The organism is Acinetobacter sp. CFCC 11171, assembly GCF_003268405.1.
Lineage (GTDB): Bacteria > Pseudomonadota > Gammaproteobacteria > Pseudomonadales > Moraxellaceae > Acinetobacter > Acinetobacter amyesii.
This window is the reverse complement of record NZ_LQXP01000001.1, coordinates 238,707-262,761: the sequence shown is the minus strand read 5'-3', so window position 1 is coordinate 262,761 and position 24,055 is coordinate 238,707. Positions and strand designations below refer to the sequence as shown.

At 39.0% G+C, this 24,055-nt stretch carries 32 protein-coding genes; 11 read left to right on the top strand and 21 right to left on the bottom strand.

Going from position 1 to position 24,055, the window contains the following annotated elements; genetic code table 11:
- The first annotated feature begins 76 nt into the window (after nucleotides 1-76).
- From AVJ20_RS01330 to rapA, 3 genes are all read left to right on the top strand, one after another.
- A complete protein-coding gene (locus tag AVJ20_RS01330; protein WP_111883855.1) occupies nucleotides 77-781 on the top strand; it encodes a phosphopantetheine-binding protein in 705 nt (234 codons plus the stop codon).
- 133 nt (nucleotides 782-914) lie between these two features.
- Nucleotides 915-1,559 (top strand): RluA family pseudouridine synthase, encoded by a 645-nt coding sequence (locus AVJ20_RS01325; RefSeq protein ID WP_111883854.1) that lies wholly within the window; start codon nucleotides 915-917, stop codon nucleotides 1,557-1,559.
- A gap of 141 nt (nucleotides 1,560-1,700) precedes the next feature.
- The gene (gene rapA, locus AVJ20_RS01320) at nucleotides 1,701-4,538 is read left to right on the top strand and encodes an RNA polymerase-associated protein RapA (protein WP_111883853.1); all 2,838 of its coding nucleotides are present in this window, start codon (nucleotides 1,701-1,703) and stop codon (nucleotides 4,536-4,538) included.
- A gap of 165 nt (nucleotides 4,539-4,703) precedes the next feature.
- Here rapA and AVJ20_RS01315 read toward each other — a convergent pair whose 3' ends face one another.
- Nucleotides 4,704-5,087 carry a hypothetical protein gene (locus tag AVJ20_RS01315; protein WP_111883852.1) on the bottom strand — a complete coding sequence of 128 codons (384 nt, stop codon included), beginning with the start codon at nucleotides 5,085-5,087 and terminating at the stop codon, nucleotides 4,704-4,706.
- Between the two features lie 514 nt (nucleotides 5,088-5,601).
- Between AVJ20_RS01315 and AVJ20_RS01310 the strand changes: the two genes are divergently transcribed.
- Nucleotides 5,602-5,865, top strand: a complete 264-nt coding sequence (locus AVJ20_RS01310) for a PAAR domain-containing protein (protein ID WP_111883851.1) — start codon at nucleotides 5,602-5,604, stop codon at nucleotides 5,863-5,865.
- Nucleotides 5,866-5,971: 106 nt separating this feature from the next.
- A complete protein-coding gene (locus tag AVJ20_RS01305) occupies nucleotides 5,972-6,769 on the top strand; it encodes an alpha/beta fold hydrolase (RefSeq protein WP_111883850.1) in 798 nt (265 codons plus the stop codon).
- A gap of 62 nt (nucleotides 6,770-6,831) precedes the next feature.
- Here the strand turns inward: AVJ20_RS01305 and fabR are convergent, their stop codons facing one another.
- Complete coding sequence (gene fabR / locus AVJ20_RS01300; protein WP_372491111.1) at nucleotides 6,832-7,506, bottom strand: HTH-type transcriptional repressor FabR; 675 nt, start codon at nucleotides 7,504-7,506, stop codon at nucleotides 6,832-6,834.
- Between the two features lie 168 nt (nucleotides 7,507-7,674).
- On the opposite strand from fabR, the gene AVJ20_RS01295 reads away from it, so the two are divergent.
- Together AVJ20_RS01295 and AVJ20_RS01290 are read left to right on the top strand one after the other, a co-directional pair.
- On the top strand, nucleotides 7,675-8,742 hold the full coding sequence (locus AVJ20_RS01295) for a flavin reductase family protein (protein WP_111883849.1): 1,068 nt from the start codon (nucleotides 7,675-7,677) through the stop codon (nucleotides 8,740-8,742).
- A 12-nt stretch (nucleotides 8,743-8,754) separates the two neighbouring features.
- A complete protein-coding gene (locus AVJ20_RS01290) occupies nucleotides 8,755-9,849 on the top strand; it encodes a fatty acid desaturase family protein (protein WP_078193588.1) in 1,095 nt (364 codons plus the stop codon).
- 84 nt (nucleotides 9,850-9,933) lie between these two features.
- On the opposite strand, the gene AVJ20_RS01285 is transcribed toward AVJ20_RS01290, so the two are convergent.
- The 3 genes from AVJ20_RS01285 to AVJ20_RS01275 all read right to left on the bottom strand — a co-directional run bounded on the left by AVJ20_RS01285 (nucleotide 9,934) and on the right by AVJ20_RS01275 (nucleotide 12,115).
- Complete coding sequence (locus AVJ20_RS01285) at nucleotides 9,934-10,137, bottom strand: hypothetical protein (RefSeq protein ID WP_078188800.1); 204 nt, start codon at nucleotides 10,135-10,137, stop codon at nucleotides 9,934-9,936.
- A gap of 176 nt (nucleotides 10,138-10,313) precedes the next feature.
- Nucleotides 10,314-10,943, bottom strand: coding sequence for an HAD-IB family hydrolase (locus tag AVJ20_RS01280; RefSeq protein WP_111883848.1), 630 nt, complete (start codon nucleotides 10,941-10,943; stop codon nucleotides 10,314-10,316).
- Nucleotides 10,910-12,115: a DUF1615 domain-containing protein gene (locus AVJ20_RS01275; RefSeq protein ID WP_078193585.1), complete on the bottom strand. Its 1,206-nt coding sequence runs from the start codon at nucleotides 12,113-12,115 to the stop codon at nucleotides 10,910-10,912. Before AVJ20_RS01275 ends, AVJ20_RS01280 begins: the two co-directional genes overlap by 34 nt.
- A 276-nt stretch (nucleotides 12,116-12,391) precedes the next feature.
- Here AVJ20_RS01275 and AVJ20_RS01270 point away from each other — a divergent pair, with 276 nt between their 5' ends.
- Entirely contained in the window at nucleotides 12,392-12,574 is a 183-nt protein-coding gene (locus tag AVJ20_RS01270) for a hypothetical protein (protein WP_078193584.1), read from the top strand.
- Between the two features lie 115 nt (nucleotides 12,575-12,689).
- Nucleotides 12,690-12,905: an acyl-CoA thioesterase gene (locus AVJ20_RS01265; protein ID WP_306669978.1), complete on the top strand. Its 216-nt coding sequence runs from the start codon at nucleotides 12,690-12,692 to the stop codon at nucleotides 12,903-12,905.
- A gap of 91 nt (nucleotides 12,906-12,996) precedes the next feature.
- On the opposite strand, the gene AVJ20_RS18290 is transcribed toward AVJ20_RS01265, so the two are convergent.
- The 16 genes from AVJ20_RS18290 to AVJ20_RS01190 all read right to left on the bottom strand — a co-directional run bounded on the left by AVJ20_RS18290 (nucleotide 12,997) and on the right by AVJ20_RS01190 (nucleotide 23,394).
- Nucleotides 12,997-13,167 (bottom strand): hypothetical protein, encoded by a 171-nt coding sequence (locus AVJ20_RS18290; protein ID WP_162689707.1) that lies wholly within the window; start codon nucleotides 13,165-13,167, stop codon nucleotides 12,997-12,999.
- Between the two features lie 315 nt (nucleotides 13,168-13,482).
- The gene (locus AVJ20_RS01260) at nucleotides 13,483-13,857 is read right to left on the bottom strand and encodes a hypothetical protein (RefSeq protein ID WP_111883847.1); all 375 of its coding nucleotides are present in this window, start codon (nucleotides 13,855-13,857) and stop codon (nucleotides 13,483-13,485) included.
- Between the two features lie 606 nt (nucleotides 13,858-14,463).
- Nucleotides 14,464-14,745: a pyocin activator PrtN family protein gene (locus tag AVJ20_RS01255; protein WP_009586842.1), complete on the bottom strand. Its 282-nt coding sequence runs from the start codon at nucleotides 14,743-14,745 to the stop codon at nucleotides 14,464-14,466.
- The gene (locus tag AVJ20_RS01250) at nucleotides 14,745-15,161 is read right to left on the bottom strand and encodes a hypothetical protein (protein ID WP_111883846.1); all 417 of its coding nucleotides are present in this window, start codon (nucleotides 15,159-15,161) and stop codon (nucleotides 14,745-14,747) included. The genes AVJ20_RS01255 and AVJ20_RS01250 overlap by 1 nt, the downstream gene beginning before the upstream one ends.
- On the bottom strand, nucleotides 15,161-15,586 hold the full coding sequence (locus AVJ20_RS01245; protein ID WP_162689709.1) for a hypothetical protein: 426 nt from the start codon (nucleotides 15,584-15,586) through the stop codon (nucleotides 15,161-15,163). The genes AVJ20_RS01250 and AVJ20_RS01245 overlap by 1 nt, the downstream gene beginning before the upstream one ends.
- 54 nt (nucleotides 15,587-15,640) lie before the next feature.
- The gene (locus AVJ20_RS01240; protein ID WP_004761418.1) at nucleotides 15,641-15,958 is read right to left on the bottom strand and encodes a hypothetical protein; all 318 of its coding nucleotides are present in this window, start codon (nucleotides 15,956-15,958) and stop codon (nucleotides 15,641-15,643) included.
- The gene (locus tag AVJ20_RS01235; RefSeq protein ID WP_111883844.1) at nucleotides 15,946-17,451 is read right to left on the bottom strand and encodes a UvrD-helicase domain-containing protein; all 1,506 of its coding nucleotides are present in this window, start codon (nucleotides 17,449-17,451) and stop codon (nucleotides 15,946-15,948) included. The genes AVJ20_RS01240 and AVJ20_RS01235 overlap by 13 nt, the downstream gene beginning before the upstream one ends.
- A gap of 52 nt (nucleotides 17,452-17,503) precedes the next feature.
- On the bottom strand, nucleotides 17,504-18,514 hold the full coding sequence (locus AVJ20_RS18920) for a RecT family recombinase (RefSeq protein ID WP_111883843.1): 1,011 nt from the start codon (nucleotides 18,512-18,514) through the stop codon (nucleotides 17,504-17,506).
- A gap of 11 nt (nucleotides 18,515-18,525) precedes the next feature.
- On the bottom strand, nucleotides 18,526-19,515 hold the full coding sequence (locus AVJ20_RS01225) for a YqaJ viral recombinase family protein (RefSeq protein WP_111883842.1): 990 nt from the start codon (nucleotides 19,513-19,515) through the stop codon (nucleotides 18,526-18,528).
- A complete protein-coding gene (locus AVJ20_RS01220; protein ID WP_111883841.1) occupies nucleotides 19,512-20,030 on the bottom strand; it encodes a hypothetical protein in 519 nt (172 codons plus the stop codon). The genes AVJ20_RS01225 and AVJ20_RS01220 overlap by 4 nt, the downstream gene beginning before the upstream one ends.
- Nucleotides 20,027-20,413, bottom strand: a complete 387-nt coding sequence (locus tag AVJ20_RS01215) for a hypothetical protein (RefSeq protein WP_111883840.1) — start codon at nucleotides 20,411-20,413, stop codon at nucleotides 20,027-20,029. The genes AVJ20_RS01220 and AVJ20_RS01215 overlap by 4 nt, the downstream gene beginning before the upstream one ends.
- A 1-nt stretch (nucleotide 20,414) precedes the next feature.
- Nucleotides 20,415-20,855, bottom strand: a complete 441-nt coding sequence (locus AVJ20_RS01210; RefSeq protein ID WP_111883839.1) for a hypothetical protein — start codon at nucleotides 20,853-20,855, stop codon at nucleotides 20,415-20,417.
- A gap of 93 nt (nucleotides 20,856-20,948) precedes the next feature.
- Nucleotides 20,949-21,773, bottom strand: coding sequence for a DUF2303 family protein (locus AVJ20_RS01205; RefSeq protein WP_111883838.1), 825 nt, complete (start codon nucleotides 21,771-21,773; stop codon nucleotides 20,949-20,951).
- 52 nt (nucleotides 21,774-21,825) lie between these two features.
- A complete protein-coding gene (locus tag AVJ20_RS01200; RefSeq protein WP_010112842.1) occupies nucleotides 21,826-22,155 on the bottom strand; it encodes a hypothetical protein in 330 nt (109 codons plus the stop codon).
- A gap of 180 nt (nucleotides 22,156-22,335) precedes the next feature.
- Nucleotides 22,336-22,716 (bottom strand): hypothetical protein, encoded by a 381-nt coding sequence (locus tag AVJ20_RS01195; RefSeq protein WP_111883837.1) that lies wholly within the window; start codon nucleotides 22,714-22,716, stop codon nucleotides 22,336-22,338.
- A 12-nt stretch (nucleotides 22,717-22,728) separates the two neighbouring features.
- A complete protein-coding gene (locus AVJ20_RS01190) occupies nucleotides 22,729-23,394 on the bottom strand; it encodes a LexA family protein (protein ID WP_111883836.1) in 666 nt (221 codons plus the stop codon).
- 110 nt (nucleotides 23,395-23,504) lie between these two features.
- On the opposite strand from AVJ20_RS01190, the gene AVJ20_RS01185 reads away from it, so the two are divergent.
- Together AVJ20_RS01185 and AVJ20_RS01180 are read left to right on the top strand one after the other, a co-directional pair.
- Entirely contained in the window at nucleotides 23,505-23,717 is a 213-nt protein-coding gene (locus tag AVJ20_RS01185) for a helix-turn-helix domain-containing protein (protein WP_070152210.1), read from the top strand.
- Nucleotides 23,718-23,728: 11 nt separating this feature from the next.
- On the top strand, nucleotides 23,729-24,055 hold the full coding sequence (locus AVJ20_RS01180) for a hypothetical protein (RefSeq protein ID WP_049044693.1): 327 nt from the start codon (nucleotides 23,729-23,731) through the stop codon (nucleotides 24,053-24,055).

The following is a 24,055-nucleotide window of genomic DNA, read 5'->3' as shown; positions in this document are numbered from 1 at the left end:
TAGCAAAGAACTTATTACTTTGTGTATCTACGCTAGCATAAGTTTAATTTATGTATAATTAGTTGACTCATCTCCCATGCTGTACCCCATGCCCAAAAAAATCCAATTTGCGCCATCTCAAGCGAAATGGCAGCTGTCATCCGCACAGTCGGTATTGGTGCTGGCCGGTTTGCAAAACCTGCGCATGCAGCAGGGTATACAAGATATGCAGCTGATAGAAAATTTGATCCAGCTGACCAATAAAGCCAAAGCCTTAGAGATTCCCATTGTCGATCTATATGGTGATGATTTACTTCAAGGCATGCAGCAGCTCGGTGAATATGCAACAACACACCCTCAGCTCATCTTTGCAGGGCAAATCACGCCTATGCTGAAACAGATCTTGCCGCATCTATATAGCGTAACAGAGCAAATCTGTATCGTTGATGATGCGATTGCGATGAATAATCAGGAGCAGCATATTCAGTGGGTGGACTCCATGTCAGGCCAAGGTATACATCATATGAGTAGTTATAATTTGATGCGACTTTGGAATCTGTCAGCACCAACTGAATTCGTTTTGTCAGCCAAAGGCATATTATTGGCTATTGCAGAGCAGCTAGATATGGACGCATTGGAAATAGATCCCTTAATCGATTTACGTAGTTATGGGCTCGATTCCATTGCCATGGTCAGCTTAATTGGGTTGTGGCGTGCCAATGGTGCAAACATCCGTTATGAAGACTTTTTAGATGATGCAAGTTTAAAAGCATTGCTAGAAAAATTGCTCAGTACAGACTAAACAAAGCCAATTGGAATTATTTTTGTTCTAAATCGGAAAATACGTCGGGAAATATGCCTTTGTGCATTGTAATTGTTGGCTAAGCTTTTTATTATTGCCGCCTTGTTTTTCGAGATCAGAACTGGATTGAACTTTGAGTAATTTTCTAACCGAACACCTGATACATCGTGACACTGACTTTATGGTGATCCATAAACCAGCAGGTTTACTCACAGTTCCGGGAAAAACAGCAGATTTACAAGACTGTGTTATCAATCGATTATTACAAATTGAGCCGAATACTTTGCTCATCCATCGTTTGGATCGTGATACCTCAGGTATTTTGGTTTTTGCATTAACCCGTCAAGGGCAAAATCGAATTTCACGCCAGTTCCAAGAACGTCAAACTTCAAAAACATATCAGGCATTGGTTGCGGGTACGCTCGAAGGTGAAGGTACTGTTGATATACCCGTCGTGTATGACCCAGACCATCCGCCACTGCATATTGCCGATCCTGCACACAATAAGCCTGCGCTTACGCATTGGAAAGCCACTGAACATTTTGAGATTCAGGGGCAAGCCGTAACACGTGTAGTTTTAACTCCTATTACCGGTCGATCACATCAGCTTCGTGTTCATATGCAATATTTAGGTCATCCTATTGTAGGTGATACTTTATATGCAACACTTGAACAACAACAGCTGATGCCGCGCTTATGCTTACATGCTGAGCGCTTGAGTTTTAACCATCCTGAAACAGAGCAAACAGTGGAATTTCACTGTCCTGTCCCATTTTAGGAAAATCATTTAAATCCCTAAGAATTCTGCTCACTATTTAGTGGGCTTTATGTCAAAATATATTGCTTTATGGTCTAGATTTTTGCTCAAATAACGTTCACAGTTTGAGCATAATATTTTTAGACCGAACTTGAGAAAAAGGTGGAAAAATTGCAGCAGTTTGCTATTGGTCAACGTTGGTTATCAGATACAGAAACGGAACTGGGTTTAGGTGTTCTTATTGATGTTGATGAGCGATCGGTCAGCATTTTATTCCCAAAAAGTGATGAAACTCGTGTCTATGCCCGTCACAATGCACCTTTATCTCGTATTGTTTTCAATGTAAATGACGAAGTCCAAGACCAAGAAGGTCAAATTTGGATTGTCGAATCTCTTGAAGACCGTGGTGGCGTGGTTCGTTATAACGCGGTACGTAAACTTGCCGATGGCACAGAAGAGCGTAAAGCACTGAATGAAACACGTATTGGTGCAAGTATTCAGTTAGCAAAACCATTAGATCGTTTACTTGCAAGCCAAGTGGACTATAAAGAATGGTATGACCTGCGTATCGAAGCACTGCTTCTTCAAGCCAATATGAAGTCTAGCCCTCTACGTGGCTTGGTAGGTTCACGTGTGGGTCTCATTCCACACCAACTGTATATTGCGCATGAAGTGGGTAAACGTTTTGCTCCACGTGTATTACTTGCTGATGAAGTGGGTCTAGGTAAAACCATCGAAGCAGGTCTGATTATTCATCAGCAACTCAAAACGGGTCGTTCAGAACGTATCTTGGTCTTAGTACCTGATTCATTGCAATATCAATGGATGATTGAAATGCGTCGTCGTTTCAATCTTGAGTTCTCATTATTTGATCTGACACGTACAGCATCAATTAAAGAACACGATCCAGATCTAAACCCATTCTTAACAGAACAATGCATCATTGCGAGTGTCGATTTGATGATCGACCATGATGACTTGCGTGAACAAGCCCTTGAAGCTGGTTTTGATTTGCTCGTAGTCGATGAAGCCCATCATTTAATGTGGTCAGAAGAAGAAGGCGGCAATGACCGTTATGACCTTGTTGAAGAACTTGCTGAAAAAACGCCGGGTGTCTTGTTATTAACCGCAACGCCTGAACAATTAGGTGTGGAAAGTCACTTTGCACGTTTACGTCTGCTCGATCCACAACGTTTTAGTTCGCTTGATCGTTTCTTGGATGAAGAAGAGCAGTATCACCAAACAGCTAAAATTGCTGAAGTGTTGATGTCTGATCTGCCACTCGAAGAAGGGCATTTGGCAGCGATTGAAAGCCTATTAGGTCATCGAATTACTGACGAGCCAGAACAACGCTTCCGTGCTATTCATGAGTTACTAGACCGTCATGGTACTGGTCGTATTTTATTCCGTAATACTCGTGAAGCGATTCAAGGCTTCCCGGGGCGTGACTGTCAGCCTGCGCCATTACCTGCACCAGAAAACTGGTCTAAAGATGGCAAGCTACGTGAACAAATGTGGCCTGAAGAAGCGCAGCTTGATGGCTCGTGGATGGAAACAGACCCACGTGTGATGTGGTTGATGGAACGTCTGCGTACAGACCTGAAACACAAAAAAGTGTTATTGATTGCACGTAGTGGTCCAGTGGTTGAGTCTTTAGAAAATGTACTTCGTTTGCATGCGGGTATTCGTACAGCGATGTTCCATGAAGGCATGAGCTTATTAGAGCGTGACCAAGCAGCAGCTTATTTTGCTGAAGAGTCATACGGTGCGCAAATTTTACTATGTTCAGAAATTGGTTCTGAAGGTCGTAACTTCCAGTTTGCATCGGACTTAGTTTTGTTTGACTTGCCTGCAAACCCAGATGTACTTGAACAACGTATTGGTCGTTTAGACCGTATTGGTCAACAAAATCGTATTCAAATTCATGTGCCTTATCTGGTTGGTACTGCTCAAGAGCGTATGTTCCGTTGGTATAACGAAGCATTAAATATTTTCTGTAATATCTCGCCGACTGCGCAAACCTTACAAGAAAACTTTATCGTCAATCTGAAAGATTGTTTGTTGGCAGATAAAGGCCAAGAGTTTGAAGATTTGCTCGAAGCGGTGAGTGTACAACGTGAAGCACTTGAAGCTGAACTTCAAGAAGGTCGTGACCGTTTACTTGAGTACAACTCTTGCCGTCCAATCGTGGCACAAGAAATTGTGACTGCACTTGAAGACTACGACGACAATACTACGTTGCCAATGTTTATGAAGCGCTTCATGGCGTCTACAAACATTGATTTTGATGAACAAAGTAACGGTACAGTGATCATCAAGCCAACAGATCAAATGCAAGTTCAGGGTCTGACTTTGGACGAAGAAGGCATGACGGCGACGTTCTATCGTGACCAAGCACAGATTCGTGAAGATGCTCAGTATTTAACACTTGAGCATCCATTCACTGAAAGTGTGATGGAAATGATTAATACGCAAGGCTTTGGTAGTACCAACGTTGCTGTATTGAAATCGGCCGCTTTACCGCAAGGTTCTGTGTTAATGGAAGTGTGGTTTAAAGTCGATGTTGTTGCACCGAAAGCATTGAATTTGCCGTCAAGTTTGCCACAACAGTTGGTTCGTGTATTACTGAGCGAAAAAGGTCAGGATTTATCGCAAAAAATTGCACCTGAAATTTTACGTCCTTATTTACATCATCTTGATGGTAACAGTTGCCGCCAAGTGGTTAAGGCGCGTCGTGATGTCATTGAACAGCGTTATACGCAAGCGCTTGAAATTGCGCGTGGTGCATTACCGGGCTTTAAACAACAAGCCAAAGAAATCTACGGTAGCAAATGGCAGTATGAAATTGACCGTTTGACTTATTTGAAGCAGTTCAACCCAAGTATTCGTGAAGATGAAATTGTACGTTTACAAAAACTGCAAAAAGAAGGTTTAACACTGCTTGATGGTTTGGCAGTTACACCAGAAGCGATTCAAATTATGGTAGTGGTTAAGCCATAAGCTAAGAATATTAAAAAAGCACCTTAGGGTGCTTTTTTTTATGGCTAAAATTATAACTGTAAAATTAATCACGACAGATTTACGCTAAATCTAAGTTTTGTATTGTTTATTTTTAATCTAAATTGTCGACATCGGCATAAAAAAAGTAACTATTCTTCAGCAATTCTACAGCTTGATCAAAATCTTCATTTTCATCCAACATATAAAATATGCCATCAAGCTTTGTATAGTCAGGATGATTTTTGCTAACTGAATTTGGATCGTACTTCGTTCTGCTTGGCTGCGTGTTACATAATGAACACTAAGTAAATCAAAGTCGATGTCATTACATAGCGGCTGTTTTAAGGCAATGGCACCACAATAATCATGTATTTCAGGTAATAAGCGTAGAACTAAATCAGCCTCTTTGCTTTCCGCCACGATGAGCTCTGGGTCTGCAGTCTTACACAAGGCGAGTATTTCTCTTAACAGCGTTGTGTCATCCAGTATATGGTCTAACACCATGACTTTTTGCGGTTGGGTTAAATTAAAGTCATTTATTAAAATCATAAAACCTCCTGAAAATAGAATGGTTATGCTTTATTTATCTGCGCTATTTATATGAAGTTGTGCTACGTATTGAGTCTAAATATTTACTAAAAATGGTTTTGAATAATGTTTTCAATCTTTGAACGATCTAAAGTTAATCATGGTGTAGAAACACACCTTGTTCTGATTCGAAGTTCAGTTAAATACTGAAATTGTAAAATGGGGCGCTTTGCTTCATGCTCATTGCTAGACCCAATATACATGCTTTGATTAGTAAAATAATCGGCATCGCGACATAAACTGTCGTTATTGATATCGATTGAATCCTGAAAGTGAAATGATTAAATGTATTCGGACATATAGCGATAGCATCATAATCAAATGATTGTTCACGAACTGTCTTAATGTCGTGTTTTGATGCTTTAGTTAAGTAAAGTTTTGGCTTGGTTAAATTTATACGTCGATGCTAGCGAGTTGAGGGCAGTTCCGTTAAAATGCTTCAAATTTCAGCAGTTCGTTAGAAGAAAATAAAAATATGAAATCCTTAATTACCTTAGGTAGTAAAACGTCACACGGTGGTGTGGTTTCAGAATGTGAAACTTCATTTGTGATTAATGGTATTGCAGTACATTTAAATGGCATGAAACATTATTGCCCGAAATGTAATTCGACTGTGGCTGCGATCGCGGCAGATCAAAGTACAACGGTAAAGGGGCGAGGTGTTGTGGTTGCTGGAGATAAAACTACTTGTGGCGCAACATTTTTACCGAATCAATCAATGGTCGGTTCACAAAAATAATCTGCAAACTGACTTTGAGGTCATCTAGATAAACTCATTGAGTCCTGTTTAAATCGTATTGATCTCTTTATGATGTGGCATCATCAGTTGATTGGATGAGTTCTAGATGAAAAGCGCGATCCATTTTACCCATGCCAATGGTATTCCTGCTGCAAGTTATCGAAAGTTTTTATCCTACTTTACACCGCAATTTGATGTGAAGGCGATTCCGCTTATTGGTATGGATGAGCGCTATCCGATCACCAAAGATTGGCGATATTTGGTCGATCAAGTCATAGCAGATATCGAGCACCAATTCCCAAAACAAAAAGTGATTGGGCTTGGGCATTCTTTTGGCTCTTTAGTCACCCTTATGGCGGCTTATAAACGTCCAGATTTGTTTTCACAACTGATTATTATGGATCCACCTTTCGTAATCGGTCCTAAGTCTGCCATTTTTGAAGGTATGCAAAAATTAAAGCTCAAAGCTGTCGATAAAATTACCCCTGCAGCAATTACGCTGAAGCGCAATGATCATTGGTCAAATTTGGATGAAGCCTATACGGCACTACGGAATAATCGTTTATTTAAAAGTTTTGATCCGCAATGTTTTGAGGATTATTTTGCACAAGGTGTTCGCACTGATGAAAAACGCGGTGGCGTGACCCTCAGCATTCCAAAAGCCGTGGAAGCGCAAATTTTCCGTACAGTACCTGCATGGTGGTGGCGTACTCCACGAAAAGCCCCTCAAATGCCTGTACACCTTATCACCGCAGATAACAGCCATTTTTATAAACAAGGTTTGCCTGACGGAATGAAGAAAACCTATGGTATAGATTATAGTGTAGTTGAAGGTGGGCACATGTTTCCACTTGAGCAGCCGAAACAGACAGCGCTACACGTCATGCAGTACTTACAGCATTAGAAAAATAAATTTTGCTCATAAAAAAGGAGACCTGAACGTCTCCTTTTTTTGACCGTTAACTTTTAGCGAATTTGTGCTTCGTCTAAATGGCGAGCGCCTTCCAGGATCATACGAATCATAATCATGGTTTGTTCGGCAACTTCTTTGCGTTGTTCTGTCGGTAGATCAATGACTTTTGCACCCATGTTAAACACCAATTGGGTAATACCACGTGCCACGATGTCAGGATGAGCCAATTTACTTTGATTTAAACGTTCAAGCACGATTAAATCTTCTCTTAATTCTTGTTGGAAATAGTTAAGTTGACGCTCAACTGCATTTTTATAGGAATGCGAACCAGTATAGCCTTCACGAAGTAAAAGGCTTAAGTTGCCTTCATCGGCATCTAGCTGCTGAATAAATACTTCAACTGAACTACGAATAATACTGCTTTGGCGTGATGCCTGAAGGCGTGCTTCATGCAAAATTTGACGTAACACACCACCAGCTCGATCAATCAACTCAATGGCTAATTCATCAATATCTTTGAAGTGACGATAAAAACTATTTGGAGCAATGCCAGCTTCACGTGCAACTTCACGCAAACTCAGTGATGAAATACTTTTTTGTGGACCAATTAAATTAAGCGCTGCCTGAAACAGTTCTTCCTTGGTAATTGTTGCTTTACGACCTACAGTGCGAACTGCAAGTGGAGTTTCAGCTTCAGAATGTAATTCTTCCTGGTACATGTTAACCATATTCGTCTGTGCAGACTGAGTCATAATTTTTAATAGATTAAAAACATTAACATATTATAGCGTCTGCTAATAGCTTTTGTGAAAATGTCGATTAAATGTACAAGCGTATATACAAATATATATACATGTGTATAATAATTAAAAACCTCCCATGAGTTGTATTTGATTATGCATGTACTCGAAAAAGCGAAAAAGCCTTTAAGCGCACTCAAAGACAGTGTTGTAGACGTCAATGCGGTAAATTTCTGGTTGCAGAAATTTAATCCGTTGTGGTCTAGTAATCAGGCTCTCGGCAAAATTGTACAAAAAGAAAATGCAGCAAATGAGATGGTCAGCCTAACTATACAGGTGAACCGTTTGTTTAAAATGGGTGAAGCTGGTCAGCATCATTCTGTTTTTGCTTGCGTAAATGGTATCCGTTACGAACGTACTTATAGTTTGACTCAGTTGGATGATCAACACGTATTACTTAGCGTAAAAAAAGTGAATACGGGTATTGTGAGTACATGGCTGGTAGAACAAGCGCAAGTGGGTGATATCTTAGAATTTGGTCAGCCTTTTGGTGATATGACTTTGGTGTCAAATTCTGCGCCGTTGCTACTATTGGCTGCGGGTAGTGGTATTACGCCAATGTTGAGTTTGTTGAAAGCGATGAGCAAAACCAAGCAAATTGCGGAGCAACCAATTCAGTTAATGTATTGGGTTAAGTATCACGATGATGCCGCATTCAAATTACGCTTCGAAGCTTTGGCAAATCAATATCCAAACTTTAAATTTCAAATTTTCTTTACCCAAGAAGAAGTTGCTGATCCACGATTAAATGCCTCTCACGCTGCTCAATTTGACAACATTGAGTACAGTACTGTGTTTGCATGTGGTCCATCGGGTTTCGTCACTCAGGCCGAAGCGTTATTTGATCATGCACAGTGCTTTATGAGTGAAGCATTTAGCATGAGTCCAATCGCAACGGATGACATTGGCTTTGTGAATGTCACGCTTACACAATCTAATAAAACCGTCAGTATTCCAAAAGGCCAATCAATTCTAGCGAGTCTTGAACAGCAAAATATCAAACCAAATCACGGTTGCCGTATGGGCATTTGTAATAAATGTGCCTGCAACAAAGTTGAAGGTTCGACTAAAAATATGGTCAATGGTAGCCAAAATACAGAACCGGGTAATTTACTCAAAATTTGTGTGAACTCAGCACAGTCAGATCTCGTTATTGATTTATAAGGTAGAAAAAATATGAACATGCCTGTAAAAATTGAATATTTTAAAAATCCTAAAAACCGTGAGTTAACCCAATCGCAATTAGATGAACTTGCGCGTGAGCTTGACGCGATTAAGCAAGAAGTTTTAGATGACTTAGGTGAAAAGGATGCGAAATACATTCGTCGTGTGTATTCGACTATTCGATATTCATCTATGGCTGGTCGTGCATTATTGTTTGCAGGTTGGTTTCCGCCAGCGTGGATTTTAGGCACAGGTCTTTTAGGTTTTGCCAAAATCATGGAAAACATGGAATTAGGTCATAATGTCATGCATGGTCAATATGACTGGATGAATGATCCTAAATTCAATGGTCAGACTTATGAATGGGATATCGTGGGTACTGCAGATAACTGGCGCCAAACTCACAATTTTAAACATCATACCTATACCAACATTAAAGGTATGGATGATGATATTGGTTATGGTCTCGTTCGTTTATTCCCAGAACAGCGTTGGAAGCCGGGCTATCTATTACAACCGATTTATAGCATTCCATTTTGCTTATTGTTCCAATGGGGGGTTGCCATTCAAAACCTTGAATTGGGTAAATACTTTAAAGGTCGCAAAACAAAACAGCAGACCAAAGAAGAATGGAAGCCAATGCAAGCCAAAATCGGCAAGCAATTATTTAAAGACTATGTGTTCTTCCCGCTTATTGCAGGGCCTGCAGCATTACCGGTGCTTACAGGGAACCTAGTGGCGAATGGTCTTCGTAATATTTGGACATTTAGTATTATTTTCTGTGGTCACTTTACCAAAGATGTTGAAGTTTTCCCGAAAAAAGTACTTGAAAATGAAAGTCGTGGACATTGGTACATGCGTCAAATTCGTGGTTCTTCAAATCTTACCGGTTCAGAAGCATTTCATATTTTGACAGGGCATTTAAGCCATCAGATCGAACACCATTTATACCCAGATGTTCCTGCGCGTCGTTATCGTAAAATGGCGCCAAAAGTACAGGCCGTATGTGAAAAATATGGTTTGAACTATAACAACGCAAGCTTAGTGAAACAGTACGGCAGTGTACTAAAACGTATTGTGAAATATGCGTTTCCATTTAAAAAGTAATAAAAGCTGCACTTGAGTGGCTGGATTAAAAAAGCCATGCATTTGCATGGCTTTTTTATATTAACTTTGGGGGAAATATTTACTTCACTTTTTGATATGTAATTTGAGGATCTTAATCAAATTCATATAATTTCCTTTTTTAGCCATACGAATGACCAATTCAATTTCTTCTTTCGTCCACATCTGGCGAGTGGCTGAGAAGGCAAATTGAGCAAGGAGAACAAATGGATTTTCGCCAAATTTAATATGGAGGCCTTTGACATATTTCGGTGGATTGAATTGATTCATATTCTTTTCCCGCTTTTAATATTTGACCGCATTATTTCTAATTAATGAGAAAAATAGCACACTATAAAGTCAAAATAAAAGCAGAATTTTCAAAATTTAGTCATATATTAGAGCGACTTAAATTTAAGATTGTGATTGTTAACTTTGATTAATAAAACAAACTAAATCACTCGACTTTAGTCGAGTTCCGGTAGGCGTTTATCCTTTCCATTCATGAAATGGTGGGTGGCCAATTCAAACATAGCGAGGTCTTCATCGCTATTTCCATAGGCATAAACATGCTCATAGTCTTGAAGGTTAAATTGCTCCAAAACGCGAATTTTCTTTTGCTCACCACTACAGTCTAAGGTTTCATATAAACCAGTCAGTTTTTGGTCATTGGCTGCTGTTTCGGTACAAATCAGTTTGACCCCAAGCTTTTTGGCCACAGGTTTAAGATATAAATCGACGGATGCAGAAACCAATACGACTTCATGACCGCGTTTTTGGTGTTGCTGTAATTGTTCATACAGTGAAGGATTGAGTTCTGCCATCAAATGTTCAGCATATTGCGCTGCTTGATTTAAAACCTGCTCATGATTGGCTTGGCTAAACATTGCGGCATATAGGCGAGGACGCATTGCATGTGCAGGATATAGCTTGAGATAATAGCCTTGAATCCAAGGGAGAATTTTAATCCCTTGGCGCACGATATGCCTTTTAGGCAGAGAATAGAAGATGAACCCTGTAAAACTGTCTTTATTACACAGGGTTCCGTCAAAATCAAATAAGGCTAGAGTTTTAGATTTTTGATGCGGCGCATGCATGTTTGATAACGTCCATCGACTCGTGTGGCAAACCAATTGGTATTGTAATCACGGCTTAATTTCGGCCCAGAAATTACGACTTCAGGCATCATGGCATAAAAAGGCTCTTTACCGGTCTTTTCTTGATACAACTTTTTGACTGCTTTATACGTCAAAGTATCTTCAAAGTCCTGATCTTTCTCTTTTTTAAGATCTGAACGAATTTGACGTGGCGTCGCGATCACATTGTTTTCTGCAAAAACGGCAATCAGCGCGGTTTCAGACTGGCTTTTTGCAGAACGTGGAGAACCATCTTTATTATAAAGTAAGAGGTCACCATCTAAGCCGAGCTCAGCAGGGGTCAAGTCATTCAACATGCTTTGGAATGCCGCATTACGACTCGAATAACGACCCGAGTTATAATCTGCAAAACGATAAATCGGTTTGTCATATTCAGCCGGATACATCATTAAACGGTGGATGCCATAATACAAACCGCCATATTGGCTATACATGTCTGTGCGTAGTGCCGCAATATTTCCACCTTGGCGTTTGTGGTCTTTGGCATAGCCTATATGGACTTGCATCGAACCCAAAGTAGTAATTGGGTTGAGCTTTTCACCAATATCTTGTCCAACCAATTTCGCCGCGCCTGTTAACGCACTCACGTGATAGTGTTTAGACATATAGTCAAAAATTTCACGATATAGCTCGTCTAGCTCACGTTCAGTTTGAACACGGCGCATTTGGCTCAAATAGTTATCTTCTGGACTCGGTTGATTTTTCAACACATCTTGGAAATAGCCAGCGACTGTACCACCGATGCCATCACCCAATTTATCTTTAAACTTTTCTTCAAGACGATCTTGAACTTCTTTAACGGCTTTTTCACCGAGTCCCGGCACATGTGGGTCAGCAACAAAATTGGACTCTTGATCGACCACAGCAACAATCGTACAGACATTTTCTTTCGTGGTCGGAATACCGAGTTGATCACTAATGTCGTAGATATCATTGGCCCATGACAGACGATCATTCACGCGAGGTGGAATGGCTTTTTTAATCTGTTCCGCTTCCATAGTGGGTTCATCTTTGCTCCACCATGAACCATTACCACAGGCAGCCAAGCCAATGGATAAAGCCAGTACAGAAAGGGATTTAAAGCATAATGTGGTCGAAAAAGTTTTGTTCATATTTTCCAATAAACTCAGCCATATGGGGGCGACAAAGCAGGAGCAGTATACTATGCAAAATACATAAGTAATGAATAAATATGTATATGCCTCATAGGGGACTGTCAATCTATTTATGGAGATCTACGCGTGTAAAAACAAGCAGTTCTGTCAGGATGATTGGAAAAAGAATGCTTTTTGAGCTAAATAGATGAATATTCCAATATCATTTTCAACAGATTATAAAAAATGAAGGTATATACTAGCTGAAATCCATAATTTTTTAAGGGGATTGTTATGCCTGCTAAATTTTTCAGTCGTTTCTTAGGTTTGATTGCGTTAGTTATGGTATTGGGGGCAATCGTTATAAACTTTGTTGTGGCTAAACCGATGGTGGAATATTGGATCTTACTCTTACTACCTTGTTTTGCTGTTCCAATTTTAACATCTGTGATGATCACGAAGGATGAAAATCTTTAAGATCATCGTTCAGTAAATTTATATTTCAATCCAATAGATGATGAATACTCAGTCTGTGCAAAAAAGCTCACATCGGGTGGGCTTTTTTGTGAATTAGCCAAAAGTCTTTTATACTATGCAAATGAGAAAGTTAAAACGTCAGCACAAATTAACGGTATCAACCGTGATTTGGTCAACGGAACAAGATGCAGAGTTGATTGAACATGCAGACTTAGCAATGCCTGAGTTAATCCAGCGCTTGGGATTTTGTGAAGAAGATATTTTGCAAAGAAAAGAAATATTAGGTTTAAACCGGCGGGCACGACAAATTCAACGTTTATATTTTAAATAACAGATGTCAAAGTGATTGTATACTGTGACAAACATAAAATGTCTGTGAATTTAATAACCCACAAACTGTGGGCTTTTAAATTTTTGCTCAATTATTTTGTAACAGCTTCAGAAGCAGGTACCGCTTCAGTTGCGTCTTGAGCAACTTCAGTCGTTTGAACTTCAGATGCAGCAGCTTCAACTTTTTGTTCTTCAGCAGCAAACGTAGTTGCAGCCGCCGTAGAGATAAGTGCAGCAAAAAGTGCTTTATTTAAAGTTTTCATGATTCAATCTTCAGTCTATTTTTGGAAAAAACAACTTAATGTATTAATCATGATAAAAGTGTAATTAAAATGGGTTGTTATGTGGCTAGATTGTGAACTTTAACGAAAAATTTATCACAATAAATCAATGGCTTGAAATCCATCACAAAATAATATGTGTCATTCAAATATCGTTTAATATTTTAAAGACTTTAAAAAAAGAAAAACCCGAATAAATCGGGAAGTGTATTTTACGTTGTTATTACAGCGAAACTTACACACTTTTCGCTTAATAACAATTTATCGCACAATTATGACGCCATGATGAAACGAAGGTTATTCAGCAGGGCATTCAATTTTGAGTTTTTCTTTGTAATAGTCCTGTGCAATCTTCAAATCATTCAACATTTTATCTTGAGTATAGTCTTGGGCTGCGAGTTTGAGCATGGCAGGCATGTAGTTAGTTTTATATTCATGAGGGTAGTCATGACATAAGACTTGTGTTTTTTCCTTGATAGATGTGCTTGGGGCATCTAAAACATCAAGGTATTGACTGATTTGCGCATCTGACTGCTCAAATTGTTGAGTCGCTTGTTCCGTTGTTAAATCAGCGTTTTGGCTTTCAGCTACAGCCACCTCGTCATTGGGTTGTTGGCAGGCAGTCAGAAAAGTAGCGAAAAATATAAAAGAGAGAATTTTCAATTTTTTCATAAAGTTCAACTCACTGATGTGAATTTATAGATTTAAGTTTTCAATGATTTTAGCAGTATCCCTCTATAGTAACACCTGTACAGGCAGATCTGCTGAAAGTCTGATGTTGAATCGATAGTGTGTTAGCTAGAAGGTATATTCATAACTTTCAACGACTCTTAAGCAAAAGCGTAGAAATTTTTGTTTGGAATTACTAAACTATCGCATTGCAAATTTGCCGTCCAATTCCGAAGCTTCAAATTCCTCAATTTAAGCGTTGAACGATGTTGATGTTCATTGTCATCATTCAATTGCATAATCATTGCCATAAAACGTTTTTTCGCTCAACAGATTTTGCGAATATACATTTGAATTTAGCATTGTTAAAAGTGGCTTGGAAGATTTCGAATGTGGTTCGCGCATCATTTGCTAAATATAGCTAGAGGTTAAAACATTGAGTCAACATCCTGTCATTCAAGAATTATTCGATCGTCCCATCGAGAGAAAACTGTGGGTGGCACCTATGGCAGGTGGGTTAGACTATTTATAATAATAATTTAAAATCAATATCTTAGTGTTTTTTGCGTGGCGTATGGCGTAGAATTGGCGTAAAAAAAGGAGGTGAAATCAATTCACCTCACTCCAATTTCTTTGAGACTCTTTTTGCAGTGAATCCAACCAAACTGCAACATCCGTTAAGTTTACAAAGTATTCAGATTTATTACCATCTACCTTAAATGCTGGGAAAGGTAGTTTACATTTAGCTGCTCGTTGTTTTGCAGCTGCCATATCTAAATGTGGCATGTAATCTTCAACAATATCTTTTAAGGCAACAACAGGTCTTTTATAACGCAAAATCAACATCATTGATGTGTCGATTTGGTCATTTCGATTGATCGCTACTCCCATTACGAATTCTCCTGTGCTTCGATCATGGCTTTTTCCTGCTCACGATCCGCTAACTGCATATCAATTGTTTTTTCTGCCAGACTGTCAACGTAAGGTGCATACCAAGGCTTATGCCATGGAGCGCCACCGGCGGCCTTTAATGCATCATCAAGTGTTGGAAACCAATGGAAATTATGTAGCTTTGCTCCGTAACCATGTGTGTACCAAAATTTCATGCAGTTACCGATATAACCACGGCAGTCCTGCAGGTAATAACCACCTTCATGTTTCGATTCTTCAGGCACAGCCTGCGCTTTGGCTGCTTCTAACAACTCCGCAGCATGCTCTAGTAGCTCTGGCGTTTTCACTTCACCGCGATCTCTGCAAAATTCAGCACGACCACGTAAACGCTGAATAAAATCCGCTTTAATATCCATCACGCCACCTCAACCTTCAATACATATTTTTGACCATTGCTGGTGAACTCGATCGACTCGTTTTTCGATAAAAGATAATGACCAATAGCTTCCAAATTTTTAAGGCTTAATCCTGTCTTAGCTCTTGCTCTGCGACGGTCACACTCAAGACAGATATTTGATTTCACAGATCGCTCAGAAGTACCACACGATCTGCATGGGGCAACTGGCTTATAGCTTTTTAAACCTTGCTTTTCAGCACGTGTACGCAAAATATGGTTTTGATGGCTGTTAGGTCGCTCAGCACTTTTAAAAGTTGTATCTGCATTGCAATAGTTAAACTCAGCTTTATTTGTGTTCACAGCTGGCTTAATCCGGCCGCCATTCGCTACAAATTTTGCAACTGCTTCCGAGTAGTCAGGTTTGATTTGAGTTCCAAGCATCATAGCCACCATAATTCAAAGTTAATAAATACAAATCCGTTCACTACCAACATAATTTCAAGCCACCAGATAACCCATTCCATGTGATTCACCTTTAACAATATGCAAAATTTCCTTTTCTGCTTTTGCTGTACAAGTCTGTTCAGGTGCACGAAGATGGTTTTCAAATTCAGCCCCAAGCTCATAAGCTGCTTGATTACCTGAAAGGTCTGAGCCAACACGCACATAATGATGTGACTTTTTATATGCTCGTTGTGCTTCTCGACTTTTTGCTCGTGCCACAAAACCACCATCTAACTGCTTCACCTCATACCCCAGTTTTTCTAACCAGATTTTGAAGCCTAAGAAGTTTTTCTGTTTTACTACTGGACGCATAAGGCATTTACCTCAGCTTGAGTGTTATATCCAATCTTTTTAAATAGTGGGTTCAATGCAGAAATATCTAACTGCTTTTTAGCTCGAGTAGCAGCAACATATAAAAGTCGAGCTTCATCTTCGGTTAGGATTTTTTCACCAGGTGCAGCAGCTTCTTTATAAAAGAAATCACCCCCAAGTTTGACCTTGTTAAACTCCAAGCCTTTAGACTTATGAGCTGTGGTTACAATGCAGTCATAATCACTAGAATTACTTTTTAGTAATGAGCTGATTAGAGCTTCTTCACCCACTTTATTGATTAGGCTAACAAGTGCTTTTAAGTCATTTCCTGAAACTTCTTCGGTATATTCAATGACTTCTTCCCAATTGCTAAAGCCTTCAAATACACTTCCATCGTGGACTTTTATTCCAGATTTAACTTTTTTGGCATCTTCAATGTTTTTTAATAAAGAACCTGTATCAACTTCCAAACGTGGTTCACGTCCAATTTTTACCAGCTCAACCATGTTGGAAAGGGCAGCAGCATTGGTACGATAGATAAATGCATCTGCAACCATATCGGTGACTTCACCAACATGGGAATCTATCTGTTCAAAACCACGTAATGGAATTTCTTCATCCAAAACATTGAACAAAATTTTATTCGCAAGATCAGCAATGTTTTCACCAAAACGAAATGATTGACTCAAACGTGTTTCAGCAATATCTAGGGATTGCATCGCATTGACAGCACCACGAAACGCATAGATTTGCTGGTGACGATCACCCACATAAATTACCTGAGCACGTTGCTTACTCAAGACATTTAACATGATTGGATCAGCATCTTGTGCTTCATCAAATAAAATAAAGTCAGCATTAATCACTGGATTGCTCAATGCCCAATATTTTAGGTAATGGTCATGTTCAAGACGGTTTATACCAGTAGGATTTAGAATGTCATTCCAGTAATCATGTGCCTTAGGTAAAAGGATATTTGCCAATTCAGCACGGTATGTATCATCCATCCAATCTGGCAGTGCAGCGTAAACTTGTGATAGTTGAATTTCGCTGTAATTAGAACGGCAGAAATAACCAACGGCATTCATCATAGATGTGGCCATACGTTTTGAGTTAAATAAACGCTTCTGGTCATCCTCACCACGTTGCTTAACCAATGCCACTGGTACTTGATAATTCTCAAGATCATGGCGAGATGCCAATTGGTTTGACATCAAGCGACGATTTTTAAGTTTATTGGTCAGCCAGCGTGGAACAGAGTTATACGCTAGGCTGTGAAAGGTTTTGCATTTAACATTATGGTTAAATTTAGACTGTGCTTCTGTTGCAATCGCCTTGTTAAATGCCAAGTACATGCCATGTTGGTGACTCTTTGCATTACCAATCAGTTTAAGGGTAGAGGTCTTACCAGCACCTGCGTATGCGGTCACTTTACAAGACTGTCCATGTAATGCCATATCAATGGCATGTTGTTGTTCAATAGTTGGATTCATATTGCTATCTCACTATTGGTACCCTCATGTGTGAGGGCACCACATGCCAAAGTTATGCTGTTAATTCAGCAGCTTTACGTTCGTAGATTGAATTAATATTGTCGATTTGAGCATCAGATAGGTTGGAACTGTTTGGCTCGAAACGTTCACCCATGACAATATTGATTGTTTCAACATCAGCAGCATCTTCAAGATCTACAATTAATTGCAGGTAATATTTCTGCCATCCATAGGCATTTTTGATATCTGTTTGTGCCGGTTCACCTAAATTGGTTGGAAATGTTGCAGCGAGTGCTTTTAATTCCTCCAATGTTTGAGTTTCAGTAATTTGAGCTAAAAGGGCTGATGTATTGAATTCAGGTACCATATCAATAACAGTTTCTTGAGACTGTTCACGTTCAGCCATTTGAGCTTTTAAACCCGATGCACCTTGATGTTTTTTAACTGTTGATTGAACAGGGGTAACATCAAGTTCTTCTCGTTCAATGACCTCATCAGGTGTATAAACACCCAGAATCACATCTGGACAATATAGACGTGCCCAGCGTTTCGTTGCTAAATATGCGATTTGTTGGCGTGGATCAGCAGCCCATAGTGGTGAATTGCGGACTGGACCTACTTGTGCCATAGAAATATCAATTACACGTGGTGCGTTCTCACCTCGTAATGTTGCAGATACCCGAACACCAAGAGTAGGGGATTTATCATCCTTACCATTTACTTTCGACCAATCACCGTACCACTCAAAGTGTAAACGTTCTTTTACTGGCGCACGTGAAGTAATAACTGCATTTACAAGCTGTGCTTCATAACCTAAAACGTTATTTACCATGTGGGTTTTTTGAGCGACTGCATAAGGATTCATTTGCCATTGAGCAGCTTGCATGATGATGGCCATGCAATCGCCAACATTACCTTGCAAATGTTTTGGCACAGTCATACGAGAACCTGCCATGATTTCAGCGGTACGCTCAAAACGAGCCATTACCGTTTCATCCATCATTAAATCAAATGCTGAGAAACCAACTTGATTTGTTTTATGGGTTGCTAGTGCTGTATTCATAATAAAATTCCTTAAATTGTTTCTTTAAACTTGTTTGAAATACGGAAAACACGTGTGCTTGATGTTTTGCTATATTTCGCAAATAAATCAGGTTCTTCTTTCTTCAACAGCGTACTGTCGATACGAGTAGAGGATTGTTCTTTGTAGGTGCAGATAGACTTGCCTTGGCTAATCATCATTTCCGCATCCTGCATCGTTGAGACAATCTTTAATTTGATTTCATCTTCACGAGCCTTATCTGCTTTTAGACGACCTTGAACAGTGATAAGTTCTTCAGCGAGTTTGATATGTTCAAAATCAGCTTCGACTTGTTTACCCACAACATGATTTGACCAGCGATGTAAAACATCATCAAAACAAGTAGGATCTGGTGGAACATCAGCAATGACATGGTTGAACCAAAATGCTTTAACCTGTTTAAAGATTGATTCAATTAAATCGTCATCACGTTCAATGCGATACATGCGGAACTTATTACCACCAATAAGAACGGCAAGGTGCCATACTTGGAAGCCTGTAAGTTTCATGTACCAAACGCACTGAGTGAGGTAATAATCTGGAATTTGGTCTGAACCTTCTTCACCGAATAATTTAGAAAGATATTCAGAAGCTGTTTTACATTCCAAACCTTGGTCTGTGGTCAATTTGCCTTCTTTATCGAAATAAACACGACCTGCTATTTCAGGATTTACAACAGCACGGTCAATGTTACCGATAGCCCAAGACTCTCCGATGTTTTCAAGAGATAATTGCTGAGTAACACGTTGAACTTTCATACCTGAGCGACGTGAAAACTCTTTTGCAACAACGTCTTCAAGTAAGTTGCCGAAATGGGCAGACTCATTTTGTGATTCTTTACGTTCACTGCGACCAGTTTTGTCTAACCACAATTGGTATGGTGATTTGTATGGGCTGAAACCAAGGATTGCAGCAACGTCTGAACCACCGATACCTTTTTTACGACCTGCAAGAAATTGGTCACGATTAACTTGAGTATTCATGCTTCAACACTCCCTTTGATGCTTTCATAAACACTTTGGCAAGTAGCCCAATTTAGAGAACCGTAATCCTCATTTTCTTCATCCCAATCACCGTGAAATGGGTTATCAGAAACAGAAGTCATATGAAATCCAATCGCAGGTACATCTGGATCACTATCTAAATAGTCTGCAATTGCTGGCCAATGATTAATGTGGTTTTCAGGCTGAGGAAAATCATTTAAAAATGCACGTATATCTTGTGCTGCCTGTTTGAAATCTTTTTTCTCAATGTACATTCGATCCATTGTCATTAAATGGAGAGTACGATGAACCAATGGAACAGATTCATCACGACACAGAGCCCAAAGTTTTTCACCACTATCTTCAAAAGTAGCAGCCATAAAATGTGGTTTATCCAGATACTTTTGAGCCATGGCATCCCAAATTACTGGTGCTGAACCCCAAGCATTACCAAGTTCAAATAGTTCCTCGACTTTTTCGCCAGGATGAACAGCTAAAACAGTTGTATAACTCATGCTCTAAATCCTCTACGTGAATTCATGATTTCCAAACGAATTGAACCAATTCCCACGTCAATAATTAATTCACGAAAATTTTCATTTGAAGTAATGCCAAATTTGAAAGCCCAACCACCACCAAATCGACCAGAACTTTTGACTTTGAACGGATTCCATCCCCAAAATTCACCGTTATGCTGATCAAATGGTTCATCTTTAGAAACCACATGCCAAGGAAAGCCATGCATTAGGCAAATAACAGTTTTATTTCCAACATCGATTTCAAATTCGTTGAATTTGACAGGTTCACCAAATAAAGCTCGATATACATCAGCTTGAAGGCTTTCAGACGGATTGTTTTTTCCGTTTGTAGCTGTTTTAATTTCAATTAAATCAAGCATATTAACCTCTCAATTTCTGTAATTTCACAGCGATAGAGTCTTCAAGGGCATCATTGATCTTGTCGATTTCATAACGATCAAGATATGCATTGATTTCGCCATCTTCATCACCGACCAATTCAGGTTCTAAGCGATCAATCTGAATGCCTACAGCACGATTAAAGCCGTTACCATCATCGAAACCTGAATAGTCAAAATTAACTTCGATGTAATATTGGTCATTTGCTGTTAATAAGGTTGCATGACAGTCATGTTGACAGTCGTTGTATGGGCCTAAATCAAGCTCATCCACCTTGTAGATGTCTGATGCCACTGTGATCTGCTGCTGTTCTTCAACAGGTAGCTTGGCTGGTTGATACATTTGCACAGACGCAAAAACTGCTGTCATTGCTACTGCACCACCAAAACCCAACAAAATTGATTTGAAATTTAATGAAACCATGTTCATAATCTCCTTATAGCGATTGCTATACCCCTTAAAGAAGCCCCGTCCTCGATCAAAATTTCGGGGCTTTTTATTGCTTAATTTTTAGTTTTAAGCGGAAAAGGTACCAATACGGACAGGGTTTTCTGGGAGCAAGGCAATCACTTTTTCTTTGAATTCTTGAATAATTTCATTACGCAAGAGTTCTTCTTTAACGATTTGCAATGCAAACGATGGCTCACCATCTGAGCTATTTACTACAAGACGCAAGCGAATAGTTTTGTCATCAAGACCGACATAAGCTGGATCAATGATTTCAAAATAACTTGGTAATTTCCCTGCTGTGCTTGAAGCTTCAACTTTGTCAAAGACTGAGCGAGTTTCTTGCATGTTTGATACTGATGAGTCAGTAGTTGAAGATGCGCCAACTTTCATGTTGCGAACTGCATTAATTGCTTCCGCAATATGGATCGTTTCACCAGTTTCACTTGTTGCAGCAAATACACTTGCCCAATCTTCAAGTAATGTTGCAAAACGCTTTTGATTAAGTTTGTTATCTTTAAGCTGATTGAGCTTTTCCCAAACTACAGTTGGTTCAAGCTGTAACACTGCTTTATGGTCACAATGACCTTGAGCCAATCCAACAACTTTGAAGTTTAAAATTGCCGTTGCTGATACATTTTTGTGGTCAACAAATACAGGGGCATAAACTTTTACTTCAGGAACAGAATTTTCAGACTGCGTATTACCTAAAACATAACTTTTGAAATCTTCAAAAGATGGGGTTTTTAAAACACCACGTGCACGGTTACGACCAGCTTGAAATTGTTCTAAATCATGAACATTGAAATTTTCATGAATGGCAACAAGTTGACCACGAGATAAATCATTTACAGGTAACGCAAGTTCAACGATTTCTTTAGCAGAGTTTTCCATTTTCAGTACCTTATGGATGGTTGGTAAAATTGTTGTAATGTGAAGGGGCTGTTTAAGCGTCTTCAGTGAATAATTGGCTTGTATGGTTAGCGAACAACGTGACATCACCACCAGCATTCAAATGCATTGGAGTTTTTGAGGTGGTGTCCTCTGCACGTTTACCTTTTGCTGTTGGTTCAACAAAAGCGAGTGTGTGTGCAATTTCGACCTGGCTTGAATCACCGATACGAGCAATATCAAGTGTGATTTTGATTTGACCTTTTTTGTTGTGCTGAACAGCACCTTGAGAAACCATGCTGATAGCTGCACCGAGTTGGTTAGCAAAGGTTCCTGCACCTAAGTCAGCAACAAATTGCTGTGCGTTGGTTGGTTTGGTAGACATAAAATTCACCAAGTTTGGTTGTTGTTGGTGATATAAATATCGCATTACCGATATTAAGAGTCAATAGGAAAACCGATATTTTTATAGAAATTCCGATTTTTAATTTTTTAATGACAAAAAAACCTGCTCATGGCAGGACTTAGCAAATTACGATTAGTTAGAAATAATTATTCATAAAGATCAATTCGTCCAGAATCGGTCAGTATTAAAGTCTCTCCTAAGTTGAACGCAAGCTTGTATGATTTGATTGTGTTTAATATATGGATTTTTTTCTTTTCTATCATATATAAGAGGACTTTCAGAAATAGACATATAACTCATGTATGTACTCATAAGTGGAGTGTTTGGATCATTATTTGTTCTGTCTGCTATTTCTCGATAACTTAAACTTACAGCTTGTCTGCTAAAAAAATTGGTTCTGAAATGGTCACATTGAGAAACAAGCATTTCAGCATCCACAAAAGATAATTCCTCACCATTCAATATAAAACATCCATTATCACATTTTGATGAGCAACCATTTAGAATCAATAAAGATAATAATCCATAAATTATTTTCATGATTTTTTCCTATCAGGATTTCCTAACTCTTTTAGGACGAGAACCGCCAAGAGGTCTGAATGCATCAATCACCAAGCCGACCAATTCCATACCTTCTTCGAATTCAATGATATTAGGTTGAAAGTTTGGGTTAAGTGCTTGTAAATATTTACGTTCGTCACTTTCAATGATTAGTTTCTTAAATGTTGCATCTGTATTATTTCTAACAACAATAAGGTCTTCAGATAAAAGATCACAAACTTGGAATGATGGATTTACAAGTATGTAATCACCATCTTGGTATGTTGGGAAATTACTAATACCAACTACTTTTAAGTAAAAACAGCCGTCAGGATCATCAGAACTTAACGGAGGAAGCCATTCTGTAATGTCTGATGGATTAATAGATTCTACTGATGTCATTGATCCTGCCTGTACCCAAGATAAAACAGGGATAAGCTTATTTGATGTGATAGAGACAACATTGTTATCAAAATCAGGAGTGATACCTTTTTTTAATTCTTCAGCTGTTACACCAAGTGCATTTGCTAATTCAAGTATAGAACCTGTTGATTTAGCATTACCTGTTTCAAGATCAGATATTACAGATTGCTTCACGCCTGATTTTTGAGCCAATTCCTTTTGAGTCATTTTTTTGGCTTTACGAAGCTTTTTTAAATTTTCACCTAAAGTCGCCATAAAAAAATCCTAAAAACTACTATCGGAATTCTGATACAAAATGCAATCGGTTTGGCTATTGTCTTAATATCGGAAAACCTATATATTTGTTAAAAATATCGGAGGTTCTTATGAATCAGTGGCAAACAATGATCTCTGATTTAAGAGAAAAAGGCTTAACACAAACTCAAATCGCTGCGGAAATTGAATGTTCTCAAAATTATGTAAGTGATTTAGAACGTGGCGTTTGCGGTAAACGCTTGTCTTATGAGCTTGGAAAGAAATTAGAAGCTCTTTGGGAAAAACACCAATCAGCAGACTTAACCGCACAATCTGCGAGTTAAAAGGAAATCTTATGGAAACAAAAATAATGTTTGTATTCAGCAAAAAACTGTTGGCACCCATGTCAACACGTGTACCGCTGGAAGTCCAAGAGATCATTGATACTTTGGCTGAAAGCCAAGGTAGTGATCGTGCGAAATGGTTAAGAGATGCCATAGATAAAAAGATCGAACTGGAGACAGGTCAATCATCATCTGAGCACATAGAAAAATCAAAGAATACAACGTCTACGAGTGTATTTATGAATGTATGCAGAAATTTGAAAAGTTTTTGGCAGGCATTAAAAAAGCCCGACGTTGCAGGTCGAGCTTCTAGTATTCATCAACATTCAGGTAAATGA